Source organism: Serratia sp. 121840015-1 (assembly GCF_053627655.1).
On record NZ_JBSEYF010000001.1, the window covers coordinates 499,181 to 518,511 of the forward strand.

Below are 19,331 nucleotides of genomic sequence, written 5' to 3' on the forward strand. Positions count from 1 at the left end.
TTCCCTTTTTATCAGAGTCCATAGCATTTTATGGAGAAAACATGGCACTAATCAATGACGCATTATCTTCCTTGCTGGGGATTGGTGGTGGCTGGGACTGGTTTGAGCATATTCACCCGGCATCATTTCGCGGCGTTCCTTTTGCGGTAGTCAGTGCCGAAGGCGTATTTGGCCGGCGCCAGGCCGTGCATGAATACCCTTATCGCAACACCGCCTGGGTTGAAGACCTGGGGCGTGGTACGCGCAAATTAACGATCAGGGGGTTCATCGTCCATAACAGCCTGGCGTATGACGCACCTGACGTGATAACGCAGCGTGATTCGCTGGTGGCTGCGTGCGAGACGGAAGGGCCGGGTACGTTGATACATCCGACGCTTGGGGAGCTTACCGTAAGTGTGCCGGATGGCGGTTTGCGGGTACTTGAGAGCGTGGATAACGGCCGGTCCTTCGAGTTTACCCTGACGGTCATTGAGTCCGGTTTAAAAGTGTTTGCGATCACCGGCAGCACTCAGGCGGCATCACTGGTTCAGGCAAACTGGTTACGAACCGGCCTGATGGCGGCCACAAAATTTATCGCCACTGTTAAAGGTGAGATCCGCAGTGTAACCCAGACCATCAAGACGTTGCGTAATACCGCTGCGTTTTGGGGAAACATGGTGAAAAGCACCGCCAATGAGGTCACTAATCTCAGTAATGTCCTGAAATCGACCTTCGGTAGCGCCCGCTATGGGCGATACAACAAAGGCACCGTAGGGGGAGGTGTTTCGGGATCAACCGGTGCAGTAAATCGAACGGCAGATACCGACAATTACGCCGGATTGGTTAACCAAAAAATGGCGCAAGCGGTAACAGGACGCGCTGAATTATTGGCGCTCACGGCCACATTTGAGGGCGTAGCCTCCGTTGATGCCTTCCCCGTTGATGCTAGGGCCATCATTGATGCGGTCATTTCGTTCAGCGGCAGTGTAGAAGAAAAAATCCGCATGCTGGAAACGTTGGCCTCGTATCGAAACACCACATTTTACGCCACCTCGGGTGAAAATGCGGTAGCCAATGGCGCCACTATCCTGCTCTGCGTACTGTCCGCTGGCGCACTGGCAGCGACCGCCGCCAATTATGAGCCCTCAAGCTATGACGATGCCATTCTGATGCTTAATCGCGTCTGCGACACGCTGGATGAGGTGCTGTTGATGGCGGCGGATGCCGGTGACGACGACGATTATCTGAACTTGTTGCAAACCCGCGATGCGCTGGTCAACGCCTACAGCCAGAAAGGCGCCGTTCTCAGTTCACTGACCCAGGTTGTTATGCCCACATCGTTACCGGCGTTGGTGCTGGCCAACCGCATGTATCAGGACGGTGCTCGGGGTGATGAACTGGTTCAGTCTGTCGGGCCGCGCCATCCGGCATTCATGCCCATCAAATTTAAAGCGCTGAGAAAATGAAAGATGAACTGATTTTGACGGCCGGCGGTAAGCGAATTTCCGGCTGGGATTCTGTTCGCGTTACGCGAGGCATTGAGCGCTTGCCATCGGATTTCGACCTGTCGTTGATGGACTATTACCCCGGTAACGATGAAAAGCAGCTGGTGCTGCCCGGAGACAGCTGCACGGTGCATCTGGGGGATGATCTGGTCATGACCGGCTATGTCGATCGCTGGAATCCGGTGATTGGCAAAGAGCGTCATGAAGTTCGCGCTACGGGCCGCAGTAAATGCCAGGATTTGGTGGATTGTTCAGCCGAATGGCCTAACAACGTGATCAGTCAGGCCAATGTATTGCAGATAGCGCAAAAGCTGGCGGCGCCATACGGTATCACCGCAAGCAGCGACGTGAATGACATGACGACGGTTCCCCAATTTACCCTGAACTGGGGAGAGTCTTCGCAAGAAGTGATCGACCGGATCACCCGTTGGGCTGCGCTGCTGTATTACGACAAGCCCGATGGCAGTCTTTTCCTTACCCGCGTCGGAACCGGCAAGGCGGCCAGCGGCGTGGCGCAAGGGGAAAATATCGAGACGGCATCTTTCATGTCATCGATGGATGAACGGTTTTCCGATTATGTCGGGGTATCGATGTCGATGACGCCGGCGATGGAGTTGTCGCCGGATGGTGGCTATTCCGCCGTTACCCTGGCGCGCGCGCAGGATCCGGAGGTCGCCAAAATGCGCTACCGAAACCGGATTGTCATCGTTGAGAGCACGATGAACTCTCACGGTCAGGCGCAAAACTGCATCGACTGGGAGATGAACCGGCGATATGGCCGTTCACGACGCCTGCAGGTGGAGATCGATAGCTGGCGAGACAAGGCCGGAAAACTGTGGGAGCCGAATACGCTGATCCCCATCAATATTCCTGTTTTTGGGCTCAATAACGTGCAGTGGCTTCTGGCGGAGGTCACCTTTACCCGTGACGAGCGGGGCACGCGGGCCAATCTCATCATGATGCCGAAAGAAGCATTTGCCGTTCAACCCTATCAATTCTATAGCCAGGTGCAGGAGCTAAATCGATGAATGACGGTATGTTGAGGCAGCTTGGGCGCCGGGTGGCCATGATGATTGGCCTGGGCAAGATCACCGGGTACGGCGATGCAGGCGGTATTCAAAAACTACAGTATCAGACGCCGCTGGAGGTGAAGGGCGACACCCCGCGGATGGCGGAGTTTGGGTTTTCGTCAGGTCTACCGGTTGGCACGGATGTGGTACTGGCGTATCTGGGCGGCGATCGTTCCAGCGCGGTGATCGTCGCAAGCAACAATCAGCAATACAGGATATCGGGTTTAAAAAGCGGTGAGACGCTGATTTATAACCAGTGGGGAATGTTCGTAAAACTCACGGAAAACGGCATCGAGGTAGAAGCGAAAGGGAAGCCGGTAACAGTGGCCAATGCGACTACGGTTACCGTTGCGGCCACCGAGAAAATCAGGCTTGAAACGCCACGTTTGGAAGTGACCGGCGACGTGATCGACAACTGCGACAGCAATGGCGCCACGCTGAAAGCCTTACGTGATGCCCATAACGATCACGGCCATATCGTGAAAAATGTCCAGAGCGGCAACGATGAGAAAACCAGCGAGAAACCGGGGGAGATCGTCGAATGAGTGATATCAGCTCTTTTTGGGACATTGAACGGCTGGTGGCCGAGTGGCGTGAGGGACGCGGCGATTTGATCAATGGCGATGACCTGCAGACAGCGATGATTATCAGTCTGTTCACCGATCGCGTCGCCCGTGATGACGATGATATAGACGGAGAAGACCGCCGCGGCTGGTGGGGGGATATGGGGGAGGAGCATAACATAGGCTCCCGGCTGTGGTTGTTGCGTCGTCAGAAATTGACCCAGGACGTTGCTCAAAAAGCGGAAGACTATGCCCGCGAGGCATTGCAGTGGCTGATCTCTGATGGTGTGGTGTCGTCGTTCACGATAGCAACCCAGATCGTTTATCCCCGCCGGCTAAATATGGTCATTCGCTATCAGCGTCCGGGCACCGGTGACCGCACGGACATGCGATTTTTTTGGGTTTGGGAGCAATAAACTATGCCTTTCAATCGGCCGACACTCACCGAATTGCGTGAGAAAAGTCGCACACAGCTTCAGGCTGAACTGAGAAAGACCGGTGCGCTGTTGCGCTATTCCAACATGCGTGTTTTAGCGGATGCTGACGCCGGCCTCGCCCATTTACATTACGGGTACCTGGATTATATCGCGCTGCAGTCCACCCCTTTTAATTCCACCGATGAATGGCTATCTGGATGGGCTGGCCTTAAAAGTGTCTACCAAAACCCGGCCAATCCGGCATCCACACCGTCTTATGAATTTAGCGGAACTGCGGGCGCTCCTGTCAACAAAGGTGCCGTGTTGCGCCGTGGTGATGGTTATCTCTACCGGCTTGAGGAGAGCGTAACGATCGGGGCAAATGGGAAAGGTGTCGGCAAGCTTATTGCAATACTGCCCGACATTATCGACGACCCGACAGGGGGCGGTATTGACGGCAATGCGGATGCCGGCACGACCCTGACACTGGATGTTTCTCTACCCGGCATTGATGCCAGCGGCGTAATGCTCGAGCCTGCCACCGGCGGAGCAGACATTGAGACACAGGAAAGTTTCCGCGCCCGTATGCTGCTTGCCTATCAACATCCGCCCCAGGGTGGCAGCGACACAGATTACGAGCAGTGGGCGCTGGCGGTACCTGGCGTTACACGCTGCTGGCCCAAACGGCGCCTGATGGGGGCCGGTACGGTTGGGGTGTACATCATGTGCGACGGCAACGACGAAACCAATCACGGTTTCCCGGTAGGGACTGACGGTATTTCTCAGCTGGATGACTGGGGCGCACAGAAGGCTACCGGAGATCAGGGGCGTGTGGCTGATTACATCTACCCACGCGCGCCAGTCACTGCGCTTGTTTACGTTTGTTCGCCAGTGGCCAAGACGGTGGATTTTGAGATCAGCGGCATTTCGCATGTTGGCAGTGACATTACCACGGCCATTGCGGCGGCTATCGACAATGTCTTTTTCGAAGGTGGAACGCCGGTCGGCAATGGCAAGATTTTCCTCTCTGACTTGAACAGGGCAATCGGAGACATTGATGGCACAGCAGGCTTTATCCTTGTTTCCCCAACCGCGAATATCGATCTGGGGGTAGGGGAACTGCCGGTGCGTGGCGAGGTGAACTACACATGAGCCAGTTTAGCGTAAAGGAGTATTCGCGCGCGCTGCAGGCGTTGATTCCGACCGGGTTAGCGTGGCCGCGCGACCCCGGCGGGATTCAGGGTGCAGTTATTCGGGCTCTGGCTGCAGGGTTTCAGCGTAGCGATAACGATGCGATAGCGTTGCTTGTCGGCGCTTTCCCTGAAACCGCAACCATCATGCTGACTGAGTGGGAAAAAACTCTCGGCTTGCCGGATGACTGTTCGATCGGTGAGGTTGACACGATAGCGAAACGCCAGGCGGCCGTGGTATCAAAATTTATCAGTACCGGAGGCCAGTCACGCACCTATTTTATCGGTATCGCCAGAGCGCTCGGTTACAACATCACCATCAAGGAATACCGCCAGGCGCGAGCCGGGCTGTCTGTCTGTGGCGACGGGTTAAATGGCGACGACTGGCCGTTTGTGTGGCTGGTGGAGGCAGAGGAAACAACCATCTCCTATGCCCGAGCCGGGATGAGTTACTGCGGCGATCCGTTACGCTCATGGGGGAATAAGCAGCTTGAATGTCGAATGAGTGCGCTGGCGCCTTCGCATACGATCGTTAAATTTGGCTATATCAATTTTGGATTCAACGACGAGGGCGTTTACGACGTTACTCCAGAGTTTGCCGATATGTTCGACACTGCATCGGGCTATCTCTAATCAAATCTATATTAAATTACAGGAGTTATCATGAGAAAAGTAGGAAGCACAACTGATACAGCAGATGCAAACGGCGAATATACGAATGGTAATGTGGCTCAGGGCATCCCGCCGACCATTATCAATGCTGAGATGTTGAACACGTTCCAGCGCGAGTTAATTGGCGTTGTGGAAGGTTCAGGGATGGAACTTAACCCGGAGGATGACAATCAAGTTTTTAAAGCGATTAAAAGATTCCTTGGCAATAATGTGACGGTGGAAAGTAACCCATTGGGGATTTGCTTTACAGTAAAAGATATTTTTAACGATGTGGTGATTACCATTCAAGCAGGCAAGTCAGTAATAAATGCATCGTCTGGTACTGTTAGTTTCCCTAAACCTTTTACCAGTAATGTACTTGCAGTAATACCGTCAAAAGTTACCGATACAAATAGATATGTGTCGTCAGCTAATCATACACTGAATGGGTTTGATGTTTTTGGATGGATCTCAGGATCATCAGGCAACGTGGACAATTTTAGTTATGTAGCTGTTGGGTGGTGATAAATTCCACCTATGTGGTATAATCCAATGATCTAAAATTGGGTAATGCCATATGAAAACAAGAAACTACATCATAGATGCATTCAGAGGAGTCGCTGTTCTATTGGTGACATCGTTCCACATTTTCCTCTGGTCTTCTTCTAGTGGGCTGCCATTGGGTAACTATTTTGACCTTTATGGTCCATTTGGGAATGGATGGATTGGGGTTGGGATTTTCTTCGTTATTTCCGGGTACTGCATGGGAATGTCAACAAGAAACATGTTTTCAAATGGTGTTTCACAATCAAGTTATTTTATTTATTTCTCAAAGCGTTTTCTACGGATTGCTATTCCGTACTACATTTCTATTTTGTTTTGGATAGTATTGATAAGATGTTATGGAGTGGCAGAAAAGCCAACTGGAATATATGACATTTTAACTCACATGACATTCATACATAACTTAAATGAAAGTACAATGTTTAGCATTAGCGGTGTTTATTGGTCGTTAGCTGTAGAAATGCAGTTTTATTTATTGTTGCCGATTTTCGTTTTAACTTGCAAAACAGATCGCAATAGAATTATATTGCTTGCAATTTGCGCTGTATCTTCCATCGTTATTAATCTTATAACCGTGGATAGGGTGTTGACGTGGTCAATAATATCCTACCTTTATCTTTTTGTTTTGGGTTGGGTTTTGTTTGTCTCATCCGACTGTGGCTTAAGTTTTAGTAAATTAAAAGCAATAAGGATATCTTCCATTGTCGCTTTAGTTGTCATGCTTTTCTATAAGGGTGATGGATTTAATAACAATGTTAAACTTTATGAAATAGTTGCTTCTACTTTTGCGGCAATTTCTATGTGGTCGTTTGTTGTAGGAGGCAAGGGTAATGTTAACCCTACGATAGTGGTGAGATTGCTTTCATTTGTTGGTAAGTGTTCTTTTTCAATTTATCTATATAATTATGTATTTTGGGTTATACCAAGAGAGAGTTCATCAATGATGATTTCAATGCTATCATTTTGTTTTGTGATAGCATTTGGTATAGCGATGTATTTTATTGTTGAAAATCCATCTGAAAGATTCAGAAAATATTTTTTCAGCGTAAAATCGAAGCAAGTCACAACCTAATCTATATTTTAACCAGTTTAAGAAAACCCGCCTAGTGCGGGTTTTTTTATGGGAATAACCATGGCTAATAGATACAACACCGGAAACCCACGTCCTTCTAACAGCATGAAGGATTTAAATGATAATGCTCTCGCATATGATGACTTCCTTAATGGCGAACAAGATGAGGCTTACGATCGGTTTCAAAAACCATTTCCTACAGTACGTAAGCAGGTATCTGAGCGTATAAATGAAATTATTGGTGCTCAGCAAGGCGCAGAAGTTTATGCAAAACAGGCGAAACAGAGTGCTGAAGATGCCCAGAACATCGCAGACGCCAACACCTATTACACATCGCCAACAGATCCTGACGGAACGATTGCAGGGATTGCAGGAACACCAAGCGGAAAATATTTCCGTGTAGGTCAGGGGCCAGGGAATGGATTTAAATATTATCTAAACAATGAAGGAGTCGCGATTGAAGTGGCGGATTCTGTTGGTTCTGCCGCAATCCAAGAAATCATTAATCAGCTGCAAAACTCAGAGATCGGGCCGGAGGTGGCATTTACTGATGCTGTAGGGCGCACCCACACATTTATTCAAGATGGAAATATCACCACAAAGAAATTAAAGCTGATTGGAAGTGATGGGCAAGATGTTTGGCTTTCAGATGATTTCGGGCGTCGCATTGCATTGGCGAGAAAATATAATGGAATTAGTCTCACCGACTCGGATGGATTAGCGACAAACACCATCACCATTGAGCCGAACGATAGTGAGCGGCTGGAGATGGGGGATCAGTTCGGGCGCAGGAAAGTTATTGGTTCATCTGGAAGTCAGCCACCGGATACATCCACCTGGTTAAGCGATGCCATTCAGCGAATGGAGATTATTGCGCTGCAAAGTCGAGAGCGCGTAATGACTCGCGGAAACAATATCGCGCGCCTAATTGCCGAATATATTATTTTACTGTTTACAGGGCAGTCATTGTCAAATGGGACTGAGTCATTTCCCAGCTTAAGCAAAACACAGCCGACAGACAGCCAAATGTTGGGTGATTCTGTAATGCCAGAATCGCCCACAAAACCGGAGTTTGTCCCGCGTGGTGGCACGGCGTTGAAGCCACTTATTGCAACATGCTGTGATGCTGATGGTAATTCTCTGACCGATGAAGAAGTCGCTCAGCTGGCGCCAGGGACAATAGCTTATGGCGAGTCTCCGGCGGTGGCCGCGGTTAATGGGCTCCGTCGCCTTTATCTTGACGGTATCAGTAAACCAGCTGATCCGGATAAATTGTTCATTGCCGCAGCCTCCGGCGTGGGTGGGAGGACAGCAGCGCAACTGAGCAAGGGAGCAACACCAAATCTCTATCATCGCAACGTTGATGCGATGAATATCGTGAAGGGTATCGCTGATACTGACGGCAAGACATTTCAGGTCGGGGCTTTTAACGATAAGCAAGGCGAGAACGATTACCCAAACACCCCCAAGCAACAATTCAAGGATATTAAAAACCAATATTACGATGACTTGCAGAGCGATCGGCCAGCGAACCCAGACGGACGAAACACGGCGATATTCATCACCCAAACAGGTGCGTCATATACCCGAGACGAAAATCACCTGTCCATCGGCATGGCGCAGCTTGAAATTTCAAACGAGCGCGATGATGTATTCATGATTGGCGGTTACTACCCATACACCAACAAAGTCAGTGGACATCTCGATTCTAATGGTGCCAGAAACCTGGGTGATAAAGAGTCAGAGATTAAATATCGCGTGCTCGTGCTGGGGCAGGACTGGAAGCCTATGCAGCCACTGCAAGCCGTATATCATGAAAGAGATGCCGTGATTGCGTTGCACACGCCGGTTGTGCCGTTACAGTTTGCCGCGCCTTATGTTGGCAGTGTTACTCAAGAATGGCCCGACAAAGGCCTGACGGCATTCGATGAGGTTGGCGGTGTTCTATCCGTCATCGGCATCATCTCTGTTGAGAGAGCCGCAACCTCTTGCGTGCATGTAAAGCTCGAGCGTGAACCCGCCGGCAACCTTGTTTTCCGCTATGCCGATAAAAATTTTCACGGTGGCAATGGGATGATATGCGATTCAAGCAATGGACTCAGCCCTGTGAAGTATACCTATCTCCCAAACAGCGGAATGTACCCAGAGGCTGATATACCCGCCCTGGTAAACAAACCCTATGACCGCCGAAATTGGTGTGTCGCATTCGAAATTACAGCAGAGAAGGAATAAGCAATGGGTTTCACGTTGATGAATCAGGCCGTCGCGCTGACAGATTACGACTACATTGAATCACCGGTTAAAGCGGGGTTGATGGGGCATAACTTACTCGGCGGATCACTGGCGCAGTCACTTAAAAACGCGGTCAGCGACACTGCTGCAGATTTGGTTGCAATCGGAAACCCTGAGATTCACCCGAACTGGGTATCGTTTTCCGGTGGCACGGATTATTTTCAGTCGTTCCTCATGCAGCAAGCTGAGCAAACATGGATTTGGGTCGGACGTTCAGCCGACACATTTGCAGATCCGGCACATCAGCCGATGTTTATGTCAACGTTTAACGGACAGAACAAGGACTATCCGCAGTTCACTACGCATGGCCTATCGACGTTCGTCATGCCATCAGGCTATCCGGCTCCACAGGGGAAGCTATTTGGAGGGGTTGGTATATATCCGCAGGCTACGCCAGCAAGTACCTCACAAAAAACGCAAAGTATTGATTTTGTCGATTTCTCGCAATTCAATCTGTGCGTATTGCGCCAGTCGTCAACAGCAATCGCGATAGATAGCCTGACGAAAGGAACTGCGTCGCCGTGGGCGGAATTTGGCGCTGGCTATGTAGCGGGCATTTCAACTCGGCCTGTTTGCCTTGGCGGCCCGGCAAACCCCGCAACAACAAACAAAGGCAAGTGCGACATGGGCTACTGGGCGGTTTACAACCGTGTTTTAACGACAGATGAAATCGCTGTTATCGCCACATGGCTGCGCCGCTACTACCGGACGCTGGGTATCAATCTGTGAATAACTCGCCGGGAGGGAACCCGGCTATTTGTACAGCGTGGCAAAGTCGAAAGCAATTGCCGCATCGACGGCCGTTCCCTGGGTTTCATATGGCACTTCCGAGACGAGCGGCCAGCGCCCTTTATGCCAAACATAAAGCCAGTGCTGATGCTCCTCGTCTTCGCGTATCGCGAACATCGGAGGGCTGTTCTGCTGCGGTTCTGGGTATCTGTCGTTTTCGTTGAGGATGAAGATCTGCCGGCCGGCGAGGGTGATGCTGCCCATGTTTTGCCTCTCGGATGGAGGATTATAGGGTAATAGTAGCTCAGGTTTTGTCATGGGTTTTGACATGGTTTTACCATCATTTCACCATGCACAATTTGCAGAAATAAAAAAACCAACCGTAACAGGTTGGTTTTAAAGGGTGTTTTGGTCGGCATGAGAGGATTCGAACCTCCGACCCCCGACACCCCATGACGGTGCGCTACCAGGCTGCGCTACATGCCGACGCTATGAAAATTCATACTACCGATTCCCGATGTTAATGCAAGCGCCTCGCCACTTGATTGCTTTAGTTTTAAGCAGTTAGTTGGCGATAAAGCGTTTTACATCGGTCAGCACCTGCAACAGCAGAGCAAGCTGCGGTTTCTCGTCTTTTATTTCATCGCCGTTCTGATCGTAGACGCGATAGTTGCCGCTGTTGTCCAGCATCAGCGTCTGCGTCGGCGTGGTGATCACCAGCTGATTGCCATCGCCGGTGGCGATCCAGTTGTTGCGGCGCTGGGCGGTGAACAGATCTTCGCCCTGCGAATAGTCTTTCGGCGCGGTCTTCACGTGCAGCAACCGTTGCATCAGGGTGCGCATCACGTCGTTATGGCCGGTCAGCTTGCTGATGGTCTGGGCCGGGGTGCCCGGCCAGTGGATCACCAACGGTACCTGCAGCTGCGCCTGGTTGAAGCCGTTGCCGGCCCCCCATTGGCCTTTGCCGCTGTCGTTGAATTCGACGCCGTGCTCGGCGGTGATCACCACCACGGTTTTGTCCAGCAGGCCGCGCTGTTTCAGGGTGTCCAGCACCTGGGCTATCTGGGCGTCCACGTCTTGCGCGCCGGTACGATAACGCTGGATAAAGTCGGCCGGCGCCGGGGTTTTGGCACCTTCGGCCGGCTCGGCGCCGCTGAAGTTGATATAGGAGAACCACGGCTCTTTATCGCCCTGATCCGTCAGCCAGCGCTGCCATTGCTGCGTGGTTTGCGCGTCGCTTTGCGGCGCCGGCGTCGGCAGCGAGAAGTCGGTCAACAGGGCCTGACGGTACAGGCTGGCGTTGAAGCCGTCGGAGGAGAACAGCCCCAGCTGGTAGCCTTGATCGCTGAGCGCATTGATCAGCGCCGACGGCTTGCGCCCGGCGAGCACGCTGTCCAGATAGGTCGGGGAAATGCCGTAGAACAGGCCGAACAGCCCGGTATCGGCATGGTTGCCTGAACTGTAATGATCGCTGAAACGCACGTTTTCCTGAGCGAAGCGCGTCAGCGCCGGCATGTCTTGCGCCACGTCTTTGGCGCGAATGCCGTCTACCACGATCATCAGCAGGTTATAGCCGCTGCCTTTATCGCCGTAGCTGAGATCGCTGAGCGGATATTCCACCGCCACCGCTTCCGGATTGCCTTGTTGCACCAGGCGGCGCTCATACTCTTGCTGGTCGAGCAGGCCGTGTTTTTCGAGGAACTTGCGCGCGGTCATCGGGTACGAGAGCGGCAGGTTGGCTCGCTGCATGGTGATCGGGCGATAGAAGTTGGCGTCGGCCCAGATATAAATCAGGTGCGACGCGAAAAAGGCGCTGATAAACAGCGTCGCCAGCGGCTTGCCGAAACGGCGGCGATTCAGGCTGCGCAGCTTTTGCCAGCTCCAGGTGCCGAACAGCATCTCCACCAGGAAGATCACCGGCACGCAGATAAACATCAGCTGCCAGTCGCGCGAAAGCTCGCTTTGGTCCGGGTTGACCACCAGATCCCACACCACCGGATTGAGGTGCAGGTGGAAATGGGAGAACACTTCGCTGTCGACCAGCAACAGCGTGAGCCCGGCGGTGGCCAGCGCGGCGGAAATAAATCGCAGCAGCCGCTGCGACATCACCACGAAGGTGAGCGGGAAGATCACCAGCAAATAGCCGGCGAACACGATAAAGCTGAAATGCCCCAGCAGGCTGACCAGAGCATAGACGCGGCCCAGCAGGGAAGCGGGCCAGTCGGTGACAAACAGGTAGCGGCTACCCAGCCCAAGGGCGAGCAGAATGTTGAATAAGGCGAACCAGTGCCCCCAGCTGATCATCTGGGAGACTTTTTCACGATAACGCTGACGGTTTGTCACCATAAGTCAATATTAATGCGCTTTATCTTCACGGACAGAAGCCTGCAGGGCTTCCGCGAACGATCTCGCCAGGGTTTTCCGCTGCGCGGGGGCAACGCTGGTGTTGATCAAATTAGTGACCATGTTGCCCAGCACCATCAGGGAAAGATCGGTGGGGGTATGGTGTTTTTCCAGAACATTGACCAGCTCTGAGAGCAGTTGTTCAACGTGTTCGTCACTGTAACGGGATGATTGTGGCATAAAATTGCGCTTAGTAATCTGCAAAGTGCTCTATCTTACCGTATAGGACAGTGATTTTCCGCTCTTTTATCACTTCCTGTCATTCGGGAAATCGTTCGCCCGCGCCGGGGCGGCCCCTCGCTGCGCCTTTCCGGTTTGCCGCAGTTTTTTAGTATTGCAGGGCGGGGCCTTCAGTGTTTGAATACGCGCCTAAAGAACAGGAGGATTTACCATGAGTCTGGATATCGACCAGATCGCTCTGCATCAGTTGGTGAAACGCGACGAGCAAACGCTGGACGTGGTGCTGCGCGATTCCTTGCTTCCCGCCAACGCGGCGGTAGAAGAAATGATGGCGGAATTGCATCGCGTCTACAGCGCCAAGAGCAAGGCCTTAGGCCTGTTCAACGAAGGCAGCGAACTGGCGGAAGCGCTGCGCACCTGCCGCAAGGACGATAAAGACTTTCTGGCCTTCAGCCGCGCGGCGACCGGCCGCCTGCGCGACGAACTGGCGAAGTATCCGTTCGCCGAAGGCGGCGTGGTACTGTTCGGCCAATACCGCTATCTGGCGGTGGAGTACCTGCTGATCGCGGTGTTGAACAGCCGTAACAGCATGCGCGTCAACGAAGAGCTGGATATCAACACCACGCACTATCTGGACATCAACAACGCCGATATCGTTGCGCGCATCGATCTGACCGAGTGGGAAACCAACCCGGAATCGACCCGCTACCTGACCTTCCTGCGCGGGCGCGTGGGCCGCAAGGTCGCCGACTTCTTCATGGACTTCCTGGCGGCGTCCGAAGGGTTGGACACCAAGGCGCAAAACCGCGGGCTGCTGCAGGCGGTAGACGACTATTGCGCCGATGCGCAGCTGGACAAGAACGAGCGCCAGTCGGTGCGCCAGCAGGTGTACAGCTACTGCAACGAACAGCTGCAGGCGGGCGAAGAGATTGAACTGCAGGCGCTGTCGCAGGAGCTGTCGCCGGTCGGCGAGAAAGACTTCATGCAGTTCTCCAGCGAGCAAGGGTATGAGCTGGAAGAGAGCTTCCCGGCGGATCGCGGCACGCTGCGCCAGCTGACCAAATTTGCCGGCAGCGGCGGCGGCATCAGCCTGAACTTCGACGCCATGCTGCTGGGCGAGCGCATTTTCTGGGATGCGGCCACCGACACGCTGACCATCAAAGGCACGCCGCCGAACCTGCGCGATCAGCTGCAGCGCCGGACCGGCAGCGGCAAGTAAGCTTGCCGAATCGCAGACAATAAAAAACGCCGCAATTGCGGCGTTCTTTATTTCGGCGTCCCGAAAGGTTCGAAAACGTAGCGATTAAACGCGAACGAAGTCGATGTGAGCCAGTTTTGGCTTGAACGGGTGACGCTGTACAGCCTGAACCTTAACTTTGGTTTCTTTACCGTCGATAACCAGAGTTACTGCTTCGCTGTAGAATTCTGGTTTAGCTTCCATGTTCTTAACAGAATCATGGTCCAATTCGATGGAAACTGCAGCTTCTTTGCCACCGTAAACGATAGCTGGGAATTTGTTTGCTGCACGCAGGCGGCGGCTCGCACCTTTACCCTGGTCTTTACGTACTTCTACATTGATAGTGAACATTGTTTTTTCTCTTAAAAGAAAATTTACCCTGCTACAGGCGACCCAAGTAGCAAGTTCGGAAACCCGCTTTAACGCTGGGCAGGCCCAGGTAAAGCGCGCGGCATTTTAACGGAAAGCCGCCCGCAGGGCAACGAAAACCTGCCCAGGTTGGGGACAGTTCGCTCAGGCCAATTGATTGGCGCGGCGGAAACGGCCTTGATAATCGAACACTTTCTCGCGCACCTGCCAAAACTGCCCGCGTTTGCGCGCTACCACGAAATCCGGATGGCGCAGCGCCTGCTGTTGCGCCAGCACGTCGGCGGCGGTGTGCCAGGCGAACGGCACGCCCGGCGCGCGCTGATGCGGGCGCAGGAACAGCATCTCGAACGCTTTGCGCTGCGCCGGCGTCTGCAGGCGGAAGCGCTCGCTGGTGCTGGTGCCGTCCTCGTCGTAATAGGTGGCCTTCAGCCATTCGCCCTTGTCGTCGCGGCCGCTTTGCAGCTCCATGCCGCCGCAGCGCAGCACCAGCGCGTCTTTCAGCTTCAGCGCCGCTTTCAGCATGTCGTCGGGATCGACCAGCACCTCCTGACACTGATGGCAGCGGCGTGCGGCGATGTCGTTCTCCGCGCCGCAGTGCGGGCAGCTCTTGAACCGGAAGCGGTAATCGCACTGCTCGCGGTGGCCGTCGTCGTCCTCCAGCCAGCCCTGACAGCGGCGGCCGTAGTGCTCGATGATGTCGCCGTTTTCGGTGCACTTGCCCCAGAACAGGTTGGCGAAGCCGCAGGCCGGGCAGAACACCTGCACCGGTTGGCTGTCACCGTGCGGCTTGCTGACGCCGACCTCCGGCGTGAACAGGTCGTGCGGGTTGCCGGCGTAGTCGAGGATCAGGCAATCCTCCTTGCCGGGCGCCAGCCGCAGCCCGCGGCCGACGATCTGCTGATACAGGCTGACGGACTCGGTCGGGCGCAGGATCGCGATCAGATCGACGTGCGGCGCGTCGAAGCCGGTGGTCAATACCGCGACGTTGACCAGATAGCGCAGCCGCTGCTGTTTGAACGCCTCGATCAGCGCATCGCGCTCGGCGGGCGGTGTTTCGGCGCTGACCAGCGCGGCCTCGCCGGTTGGCAGCAGGCCGTGGATCTCGCGGGCGTGCTCGACGGTGGCGGCGAAGATCATCACCCCTTTGCGATCTTCGGCGTACTCCACGATCTGGCTGATGATGTGCGGCGTGACGCGGTTTTGCCGCTTCAGCTCGCGGTTCAGATCCGCTTCGCTGAACAGGCCGTTGCTTCTGGCTTCCAGCCGGCTGAAATCGTACTGCACGATCGGCATGTCCAGCCGCTCAGGCGGTACCAGGAAGCCGTTCTTAATCATATAGCGCAGCGGGAGCTCGTAGATGCAGTCGCGAAACAGGCTGGCGCCGTCGCCGCGGGTGAAGCCGTGGTAGTGATACTGGTAAATCCAGCCCTTGCCCAGGCGATAGGGCGTGGCGGTCAGCCCCAGCAGCCGCAGCTGCGGGTTGGTTTTCTGCAAATGCTGGATGATTTGCTGGTACTGGCTGTCGTCGTCGTCGCTGATGCGGTGGCATTCATCGACGATCAGCAGCGAAAAGGCGCCGTCGAACAGCGGCAGGTTGCGCGCCACCGACTGCACGCTGCCGAACACCACCTTGCCGGCGCTCTCTTTCTGCTGCAGGCCGGCGGCGAAGATGTCCGCTTCCAGGCCGTAGGCGCAGTATTTGGCGTGGTTTTGCGCCACCAGTTCCTTGACGTGCGCCAACACCAGCACCCGCCCGCGGGCGCGCTTCGCCAGCTCGGCGATCACCAGGCTTTTGCCGGCGCCGGTCGGCAGCACGATCAGCGCCGGTTCGGGATGCCGCCGGAAATGATTGATGGTGGCTTCGACCGCTTCCAGTTGGTAGGGGCGTAGGGTAAAGGCCATAAATGAACGCCGTGGGTTGGGATGGGCCGTCGGGAAGCGGCTTTGTCACCGCTGCTCCCACAGAAACCGTGACATTCTACTCCCCGGACAGCCGAAAATTTCTATTATTATGCCTTCTGCGCGCGCGCGGTGCGAGGAGCGTGAAAATTACCTCTGTCGGGCAACGCGTTGTGCCGCTATACTCATGTGACAGCAATCGCTGTTCCCCCACGCGATTCCCCCCCTGAACCTGCCATTTGCACCCGGTGCAACGGCGGGCGTCATATTTTGGCAATACGATCAATGCGATCATAACAACGACAGGCAAAGCAGATCCCATGCGATTGGACAAGTTTTTATCTCAGCAGTTAGGCATCAGCCGTGCGCTGGTTGCGCGCGAACTTCGGGCTAAACGCGTCACCGTGGATGGTGAGGTAGTGAAGAGCGGGGCGATCAAACTGACCCCGGAGCAAGAAGTGGCGTTCGACGGTAATCCGCTGCAGCAGCAGAACGGCCCGCGCTATTTCATGCTCAATAAACCGCAGGGCTACGTCTGCTCCACCGACGATCCCGATCATCCGACGGTGCTGTATTTTCTCGATGAACCGGTCGCGTACAAGCTGCACGCCGCCGGACGGCTGGATATCGACACCACCGGGCTGGTGTTGATGACCGACGACGGGCAGTGGTCGCACCGCGTCACGTCGCCGCGCCACCACTGCGAGAAAACCTATCTGGTGACGCTGGAGCACCCGTTGGCGGAAGACACCGCGCAGCGTTTCGCCGAAGGGGTGCAACTGCACAACGAGAAAGACCTGACGCGCCCGGCGACGCTGGAGCAGGTTGACGAGCGCGTAGTGCGCCTGACCCTAAGCGAAGGGCGCTACCACCAGGTGAAGCGGATGTTCGCTGCCGTCGGCAACCGGGTGATCGAGTTGCACCGTGAGCGCATCGGCGCCATCGTGCTGGATGACGATCTGGCGCCGGGCGAATACCGCCCACTGACCGAAGAAGAGATCGCCAGCGTGGGCGCGCCGCACCTGCAGAACTGAAAACCGATCATCGATTGCGGCCGATTAAGGAGTCGTGGAACGTGCAACAGAACCGAACCTCTCATCTCGGTTTGATTTTCATTCTGGGCCTGTTGTCCATGTTGATGCCGTTGGCCATCGACATGTACCTGCCCAGTATGCCGGTGATCGCCGCCCAGTTTGGCGTCGAGTCCGGCAGCGTGCAGATGACCCTCAGCGCCTATATGCTCGGCTTTGCCTTCGGGCAGCTGTTCTATGGGCCGATGTCGGACAGCCTCGGCCGCAAGCCGGTGATCCTGTGGGGAACGCTGATCTTCGCCATCGCCGGCTGCGCCTGCGCCATGGCGCAATCGATCGATCAGCTGATCGGGCTGCGTTTCCTGCATGGCCTGGCGGCGGCGGCCGCCAGCGTGGTGATCAATGCCCTGATGCGCGATATGTTCACCAAGGATGAGTTCTCGCGCATGATGTCGTTCGTCATTCTGGTGATGACCATCGCGCCGCTGCTGGCGCCGATGATCGGCGGTGCGCTGTTGCTGTGGTTCAGCTGGCACGCCATCTTTTGGACCATGGGCGCTGCGGCGTTGATCGGTTCACTGCTGGTGGCCCTGTTCATCAAGGAGACGCTGCCGAAAGAGCGCCGACAACGGTTCCACCTGCGCACCACGCTGGGCAACTTCGGTTCGCTGTTCCGCCATAAGCGGGTGCTGAGCTACATGCTCGCCAGCGCCTTCTCGTTTGCGGGCATGTTCTCGTTCCTCAGCGCCGGGCCGTTCGTCTACATCGAACTGAACCACGTTTCGCCGCAGCATTTCGGCTACTATTTTGCGCTGAACATCGTCTTCCTGTTCCTGACGACGCTGATCAACAGCCGCAACGTGCGGCGGTTCGGCGCGGTCAAGATGTTCAAGCTGGGGCTGTTGGTACAGTTGGCGATGGGGCTGTGGCTGGTGGCGGTGAGCGCCGTCGGTCTGGGCTTCTGGGCGCTGGTGATCGGCGTTGCGGTCTATCTGGGGTGCATCGCGATGATCTCCTCCAACGCCATGGCGGTGATCCTGGATGACTTCCCGCATATGGCGGGCACCGCGTCTTCGCTGGCCGGCACGTTGCGCTTCAGCATCGGCGCGTTGGTGGGGGCGGTCCTGTCGATGGCGCCGGGTAAAAGCGCGTGGCCCATGGTTACCTCAATGGCGCTGTGCAGCATCGTGGCGGTGCTGTTTTATCTTTACGCCAGCCGGCCACGCGATCGCGCGGCCTGACGTTCTCCCAATGCGGGGCGTGTCGCGCCGCATCGTCATAGGGTTGCGCCCTGCCATTTAAGGGTGCAACTGGCAATGGAAATTTTGTTGCTAAATATACGCAAGCTAATCAATTGGCCATTTTCCCCTCTGTGTGTTTTTTGTTAAAAAATTCCGCCGCCGCACCACCCCATATTCCCCGGGAGGCGCGGCGTTCTGCCGGCTGAGCGTGGCGAGTGGTTTGTATTAGGATTGATGTAAATCAATGTATTAGCAGGAGAGGCTGCGCTAACGTGGTGGGAAAAATGTTTCTTCATTGTAAAAATATGGCGACGGAAAAGTAGTCGCATTGCAAGAAAAAAGAGTTGAGATCGCTGCGGGAAAGGGTTACATATAACGCAAAAATGCGAGCTGAGTCGCAAAATGCCGTGAAATAACACCGCACGGCGCGCCAAAAAATGGCACGGCATCGGCAAGCACGGGGTCTGGTTAATGGCTAGCGGCAAAATTTACATTTAAATAACATTTGTGCGCGGCAGAGTCGGGAGTCAGCGGCTATAACTTAGTAACCCTGTCAGGTAAAAGTGTTTCACCTTTTCAATCTAGGGATTTCATGTGGAGAATATCCAACTTTCGGTAGTGCATCGCTTGCCGCAAAGTTATCGTTGGCTATCCGGTTTCACTGGCGTGAAGGTAGAACCGATTCCGTTTAACGGAATAGACGAAGATAACAACCTGATAGGGCTGAAGTTACTCAGCCATGAAGGGGCCGAGGCCTGGCAGGTAATGCAACAGCTTAATCTGTCGCTGCAGGAGATTCAGGTCGACTGCGCGATCGTCGAATGGGAAGGGGAGCCTTGCCTGTTCGTGCAGCGCAGCGACGAGAGCGCCACCATGTGCCGCCTGAAAAACGTCGGCGCCGCGATCGCCGAACCGCTCAGCGCGCAATACCCCTTCTAGA

19 protein-coding genes and 1 tRNA gene are annotated in these 19,331 nt (G+C 54.6%); 14 read left to right on the forward strand and 6 right to left on the reverse strand.

Features of this window, described 5'->3' with window-relative positions:
• Positions 1–41 precede the first annotated feature (41 nt).
• From ACUXAC_RS02460 to ACUXAC_RS02505, 10 genes are read left to right on the forward strand one after another with little or no spacing between them, the layout of a single operon-like run.
• Positions 42–1,445, forward strand: a complete 1,404-nt coding sequence (locus tag ACUXAC_RS02460) for a DNA circularization protein (RefSeq protein WP_454266445.1) — start codon at positions 42–44, stop codon at positions 1,443–1,445.
• Positions 1,442–2,512 carry a phage baseplate assembly protein gene (locus ACUXAC_RS02465; RefSeq protein ID WP_454266446.1) on the forward strand — a complete coding sequence of 357 codons (1,071 nt, stop codon included), beginning with the start codon at positions 1,442–1,444 and terminating at the stop codon, positions 2,510–2,512. Before ACUXAC_RS02460 ends, ACUXAC_RS02465 begins: the two co-directional genes overlap by 4 nt.
• Positions 2,509–3,099, forward strand: a complete 591-nt coding sequence (locus ACUXAC_RS02470; RefSeq protein WP_454266447.1) for a phage baseplate assembly protein domain-containing protein — start codon at positions 2,509–2,511, stop codon at positions 3,097–3,099. The genes ACUXAC_RS02465 and ACUXAC_RS02470 overlap by 4 nt, the downstream gene beginning before the upstream one ends.
• Positions 3,096–3,533: a phage GP46 family protein gene (locus ACUXAC_RS02475; RefSeq protein ID WP_442984326.1), complete on the forward strand. Its 438-nt coding sequence runs from the start codon at positions 3,096–3,098 to the stop codon at positions 3,531–3,533. The genes ACUXAC_RS02470 and ACUXAC_RS02475 overlap by 4 nt, the downstream gene beginning before the upstream one ends.
• Positions 3,534–3,536: 3 nt before the next feature.
• Positions 3,537–4,685, forward strand: coding sequence for a baseplate J/gp47 family protein (locus ACUXAC_RS02480; RefSeq protein WP_454266449.1), 1,149 nt, complete (start codon positions 3,537–3,539; stop codon positions 4,683–4,685).
• Entirely contained in the window at positions 4,682–5,356 is a 675-nt protein-coding gene (locus tag ACUXAC_RS02485; protein ID WP_454266450.1) for a YmfQ family protein, read from the forward strand. Before ACUXAC_RS02480 ends, ACUXAC_RS02485 begins: the two co-directional genes overlap by 4 nt.
• A gap of 30 nt (positions 5,357–5,386) precedes the next feature.
• Complete coding sequence (locus ACUXAC_RS02490; protein WP_454266451.1) at positions 5,387–5,899, forward strand: gp53-like domain-containing protein; 513 nt, start codon at positions 5,387–5,389, stop codon at positions 5,897–5,899.
• A gap of 52 nt (positions 5,900–5,951) precedes the next feature.
• Positions 5,952–7,010 carry an acyltransferase family protein gene (locus ACUXAC_RS02495; RefSeq protein WP_454266452.1) on the forward strand — a complete coding sequence of 353 codons (1,059 nt, stop codon included), beginning with the start codon at positions 5,952–5,954 and terminating at the stop codon, positions 7,008–7,010.
• A 60-nt stretch (positions 7,011–7,070) separates the two neighbouring features.
• Positions 7,071–9,242 (forward strand): hypothetical protein, encoded by a 2,172-nt coding sequence (locus tag ACUXAC_RS02500; RefSeq protein WP_454266453.1) that lies wholly within the window; start codon positions 7,071–7,073, stop codon positions 9,240–9,242.
• Positions 9,243–9,245: 3 nt separating this feature from the next.
• Entirely contained in the window at positions 9,246–10,031 is a 786-nt protein-coding gene (locus ACUXAC_RS02505) for a hypothetical protein (RefSeq protein WP_454266454.1), read from the forward strand.
• 24 nt (positions 10,032–10,055) lie between these two features.
• Here the strand turns inward: ACUXAC_RS02505 and ACUXAC_RS02510 are convergent, their stop codons facing one another.
• From ACUXAC_RS02510 to ACUXAC_RS02525, 4 genes are all read right to left on the reverse strand, one after another.
• On the reverse strand, positions 10,056–10,295 hold the full coding sequence (locus ACUXAC_RS02510) for a hypothetical protein (protein WP_454266455.1): 240 nt from the start codon (positions 10,293–10,295) through the stop codon (positions 10,056–10,058).
• A gap of 145 nt (positions 10,296–10,440) precedes the next feature.
• Positions 10,441–10,517: transfer RNA gene (locus ACUXAC_RS02515), tRNA-Pro, on the reverse strand.
• Between the two features lie 78 nt (positions 10,518–10,595).
• Positions 10,596–12,377, reverse strand: a complete 1,782-nt coding sequence (gene yejM, locus ACUXAC_RS02520; RefSeq protein WP_102984354.1) for an LPS biosynthesis-modulating metalloenzyme YejM — start codon at positions 12,375–12,377, stop codon at positions 10,596–10,598.
• 9 nt (positions 12,378–12,386) lie between these two features.
• Positions 12,387–12,614, reverse strand: a complete 228-nt coding sequence (locus ACUXAC_RS02525) for a YejL family protein (RefSeq protein WP_004935782.1) — start codon at positions 12,612–12,614, stop codon at positions 12,387–12,389.
• A 211-nt stretch (positions 12,615–12,825) separates the two neighbouring features.
• Here ACUXAC_RS02525 and yejK point away from each other — a divergent pair, with 211 nt between their 5' ends.
• Positions 12,826–13,833 carry a nucleoid-associated protein YejK gene (yejK, locus tag ACUXAC_RS02530; RefSeq protein ID WP_060420164.1) on the forward strand — a complete coding sequence of 336 codons (1,008 nt, stop codon included), beginning with the start codon at positions 12,826–12,828 and terminating at the stop codon, positions 13,831–13,833.
• An 84-nt stretch (positions 13,834–13,917) separates the two neighbouring features.
• Here yejK and rplY read toward each other — a convergent pair whose 3' ends face one another.
• The gene (gene rplY, locus ACUXAC_RS02535; protein ID WP_019453645.1) at positions 13,918–14,202 is read right to left on the reverse strand and encodes a 50S ribosomal protein L25; all 285 of its coding nucleotides are present in this window, start codon (positions 14,200–14,202) and stop codon (positions 13,918–13,920) included.
• A 162-nt stretch (positions 14,203–14,364) separates the two neighbouring features.
• Complete coding sequence (locus ACUXAC_RS02540) at positions 14,365–16,122, reverse strand: DEAD/DEAH box helicase (protein WP_060420168.1); 1,758 nt, start codon at positions 16,120–16,122, stop codon at positions 14,365–14,367.
• Positions 16,123–16,439: 317 nt separating this feature from the next.
• Between ACUXAC_RS02540 and rsuA the strand changes: the two genes are divergently transcribed.
• From rsuA to ACUXAC_RS02555, 3 genes are all read left to right on the forward strand, one after another.
• Entirely contained in the window at positions 16,440–17,153 is a 714-nt protein-coding gene (rsuA, locus tag ACUXAC_RS02545; RefSeq protein WP_194572933.1) for a 16S rRNA pseudouridine(516) synthase RsuA, read from the forward strand.
• Between the two features lie 41 nt (positions 17,154–17,194).
• A complete protein-coding gene (locus ACUXAC_RS02550; protein WP_047730236.1) occupies positions 17,195–18,391 on the forward strand; it encodes a Bcr/CflA family multidrug efflux MFS transporter in 1,197 nt (398 codons plus the stop codon).
• A gap of 594 nt (positions 18,392–18,985) precedes the next feature.
• Positions 18,986–19,330 carry a YejG family protein gene (locus ACUXAC_RS02555; protein WP_047730237.1) on the forward strand — a complete coding sequence of 115 codons (345 nt, stop codon included), beginning with the start codon at positions 18,986–18,988 and terminating at the stop codon, positions 19,328–19,330.
• Position 19,331: the final 1 nt, after the last annotated feature.

Bases quoted from the DNA above. Each gene is read 5' to 3' on its own strand.
- ACUXAC_RS02460 (WP_454266445.1), top strand. From the start codon at position 42: ATGGCACTAATCAATGACGCATTATCTTCCTTGCTGGGGATTGGTGGT.
- ACUXAC_RS02465 (WP_454266446.1), top strand. From the start codon at position 1,442: ATGAAAGATGAACTGATTTTGACGGCCGGCGGTAAGCGAATTTCCGGC.
- ACUXAC_RS02470 (WP_454266447.1), top strand. From the start codon at position 2,509: ATGAATGACGGTATGTTGAGGCAGCTTGGGCGCCGGGTGGCCATGATG.
- ACUXAC_RS02475 (WP_442984326.1), top strand. From the start codon at position 3,096: ATGAGTGATATCAGCTCTTTTTGGGACATTGAACGGCTGGTGGCCGAG.
- ACUXAC_RS02480 (WP_454266449.1), top strand. From the start codon at position 3,537: ATGCCTTTCAATCGGCCGACACTCACCGAATTGCGTGAGAAAAGTCGC.
- ACUXAC_RS02485 (WP_454266450.1), top strand. From the start codon at position 4,682: ATGAGCCAGTTTAGCGTAAAGGAGTATTCGCGCGCGCTGCAGGCGTTG.
- ACUXAC_RS02490 (WP_454266451.1), top strand. From the start codon at position 5,387: ATGAGAAAAGTAGGAAGCACAACTGATACAGCAGATGCAAACGGCGAA.
- ACUXAC_RS02495 (WP_454266452.1), top strand. From the start codon at position 5,952: ATGAAAACAAGAAACTACATCATAGATGCATTCAGAGGAGTCGCTGTT.
- ACUXAC_RS02500 (WP_454266453.1), top strand. From the start codon at position 7,071: ATGGCTAATAGATACAACACCGGAAACCCACGTCCTTCTAACAGCATG.
- ACUXAC_RS02505 (WP_454266454.1), top strand. From the start codon at position 9,246: ATGGGTTTCACGTTGATGAATCAGGCCGTCGCGCTGACAGATTACGAC.
- ACUXAC_RS02510 (WP_454266455.1), bottom strand. From the start codon at position 10,295: ATGGGCAGCATCACCCTCGCCGGCCGGCAGATCTTCATCCTCAACGAA.
- yejM (WP_102984354.1), bottom strand. From the start codon at position 12,377: ATGGTGACAAACCGTCAGCGTTATCGTGAAAAAGTCTCCCAGATGATC.
- ACUXAC_RS02525 (WP_004935782.1), bottom strand. From the start codon at position 12,614: ATGCCACAATCATCCCGTTACAGTGACGAACACGTTGAACAACTGCTC.
- yejK (WP_060420164.1), top strand. From the start codon at position 12,826: ATGAGTCTGGATATCGACCAGATCGCTCTGCATCAGTTGGTGAAACGC.
- rplY (WP_019453645.1), bottom strand. From the start codon at position 14,202: ATGTTCACTATCAATGTAGAAGTACGTAAAGACCAGGGTAAAGGTGCG.
- ACUXAC_RS02540 (WP_060420168.1), bottom strand. From the start codon at position 16,122: ATGGCCTTTACCCTACGCCCCTACCAACTGGAAGCGGTCGAAGCCACC.
- rsuA (WP_194572933.1), top strand. From the start codon at position 16,440: ATGCGATTGGACAAGTTTTTATCTCAGCAGTTAGGCATCAGCCGTGCG.